General features: G+C 72.1%; 3 protein-coding genes. All 3 read right to left on the bottom strand.

Going from position 1 to position 2073, the window contains the following annotated elements; all coding sequences use genetic code 11:
• Window positions 1-119: 119 nt before the first annotated feature.
• The 3 genes from K6I34_RS36165 to K6I34_RS36155 all read right to left on the bottom strand — a co-directional run bounded on the left by K6I34_RS36165 (window position 120) and on the right by K6I34_RS36155 (window position 1820).
• Window positions 120-662 (bottom strand): hypothetical protein, encoded by a 543-nt coding sequence (locus tag K6I34_RS36165; protein ID WP_229332261.1) that lies wholly within the window; start codon window positions 660-662, stop codon window positions 120-122.
• 220 nt (window positions 663-882) lie between these two features.
• Window positions 883-1623, bottom strand: a complete 741-nt coding sequence (locus K6I34_RS36160; protein WP_308294108.1) for a pilus assembly protein TadG-related protein — start codon at window positions 1621-1623, stop codon at window positions 883-885.
• Entirely contained in the window at window positions 1620-1820 is a 201-nt protein-coding gene (locus K6I34_RS36155) for a hypothetical protein (RefSeq protein ID WP_229332262.1), read from the bottom strand. Before K6I34_RS36155 ends, K6I34_RS36160 begins: the two co-directional genes overlap by 4 nt.
• Window positions 1821-2073: the final 253 nt, after the last annotated feature.

Here is a 2073-nt window from a genome sequence, read left to right as displayed (position 1 = left end):
GCCGGGTCCGCTGTCCGCGCGGGCGGGGGCGACGGGGGCGGTGACCATCAGGGCGGCCGCGGAGAGGGCCACGGCGACTGCCGTGCCGCAGCTGAGGCGAGAGATCCGCATGGGGTGGGTCACCCCGAGAGCCTGACGCGGACCGACGGCATGGTCGGCAATTGGAAGTCGACCTCCGTGACGCTGTCCGGCGGTGCGGGGAACTGCGCGAAGACGGGCCGGTCCTCCTGTGGTTTGACGTTGGTCAGGCCCGTACTGCACAGGCACTCGCCGTCCGTGTCCCGCAGCACCAGATAGCGCTTCTTGCCGGTCGAATCGACGAGCGAGGCACCCGAGATGGAGGAGCGGGACTTCATCTCCGTCTCCTTCGACGACCAGTGGACGGCGTTGAAGGGCTTGCTCCCTCGGTTGGTGAGGGTGCCGCTCACGGTGACGAAGCCACCGCTGTCCCGGGCGACCGAGGTCAGGGCGATGGTGACGCCGTCGGGGCCCTTCATCTCACCTATCGCCTCTCCGCCCGTGGCGTTCTTGGCGCTGCGGCCGGACGAGGGGCTCGCCGATTTCTTGGCGGAGGCGGCGGAGGAATCCGAGGAGTGGTCGTCGCTCCCGCAGCCGGTGAGGGCCCCGGCCAGGGCCGCCGTGAGGGCCACCGCCGCGCACACCGCGGTGCGGCCTCCACGGCTCGTACGGCTCCCGCGGTTTCCATGGCTTCCACGGCTTCTGTGGCGGCCCTCCCTCGCGTCTCGCGCGGCCCCCGGGGACGTTGTGGACTCAGCCATGCCGGTGTGGTCCTTTCAGTCGGTTCAGAAGGCTCGTCAGTCGGCTCGTCAGTCGGCTCGTACGGCCCGCCCAGCCGGTTCGGTCCGCCCGGGACCGGTCCCCTCACCCGGCCCGGTCGGCGAGCCGTACGGCGAAGAGCCCCCGGACGGCCCGCGCGAGGTCGTCGGGGTGCGCCGGGTCGATCGTCAGCAGTCGGCCGTCGCACACGATGTCGACGGGTGGTTTCCGGCCCTCCGCGGGGATTCCGGTGCAGCGCGGCTCCACGACGGCCCGTGCCCTGGCCGTCGCGTGGGTGTTCTCGGTGCCGGGAACGACGGAACGGCCGACGGACCCGGAGGCCCGTACGGTGACCTCGAACGCCGCCGGGAGGAGGCCCGTCGCCGTGCAGCCCCCGACGAGCTCGGCACCGTTGTCACGGGCGTAGGCGTCGGCCTCGCCGCAGGCGGTTCCGGGGTCGCCCGAGCGGCCGGAGAGCCAGTCCGCCCAGGCGCCGCCCGCGAGGGCGCCCAGCAGGCCCGTGCTCAGCTGGTCGCGGTAGCTCTGGGCCGCGGCGAGGGCGGCCGCGTCCGCGGCGGTCTGCGCACCGTTCTTGTTGGCCCCGGCCTGGCCCACGGCGAAGAAGGCGAGGGCGAGGAAGAGCAGGGCGGCGACCGCGGTGATGTAGATCGGGAAGGCTTGGCCCGCGTCGCCGTGGCCCCGCGGGAGGGGGAGCCCACCGGGGTGCCACTTGCGCTCCGCGCGCGGCTGACGGTCCGTGGTAGCCGATCGCGCCCACGCGGCGGAGCCGCATGACGCAACGCCGCCCCCCGCCCCTGACGGGGCTTGGCGGAAGCCTTCCGTCAGCCGCTCGTCACCTGGGAGATCTTGTCCGAGATGGCGCTCGCGATCGCGTTGCCGAAGTCCGTCCGTGTCAGGACGAGGACGATCGCGACGACCACCGCGATGATCCCCAGGTACTCGATCGCGGTCTGCCCGCGGTCGCTCCACGGGAGTCCGCCCTTTCCCGGGCTGCGCTCGCCCTGCTTCCCCGGCTTCTGCATGGTCTTCCCCTCCATGGGTTCCATGGGCGGCCTCCGCCGTCCCGTACGGCGTTCGGGTGTGGTGAGTGGTGCCGTTCACGCCACGGGAATTCACGACACAGGAAAAGTACGCCGGAACCGCACTGGCGGAACAGTGGGCCCGGCATCTTTCCCTTCCCTGCAAGGGGAGTTGGGACACCATCGAACATATGCGCCTCACGCAACCCTCGCGGCCCACTCACACCACCCCCACCCCTGTCGCACGACCGCCGCC

The organism is Streptomyces sp. UNOC14_S4 (genome assembly GCF_020740835.1).
Classification (GTDB): domain Bacteria; phylum Actinomycetota; class Actinomycetes; order Streptomycetales; family Streptomycetaceae; genus Streptomyces.
Note: the sequence above shows the minus strand (reverse complement) of the source record. Positions and strands in the feature narration are given on the sequence as shown.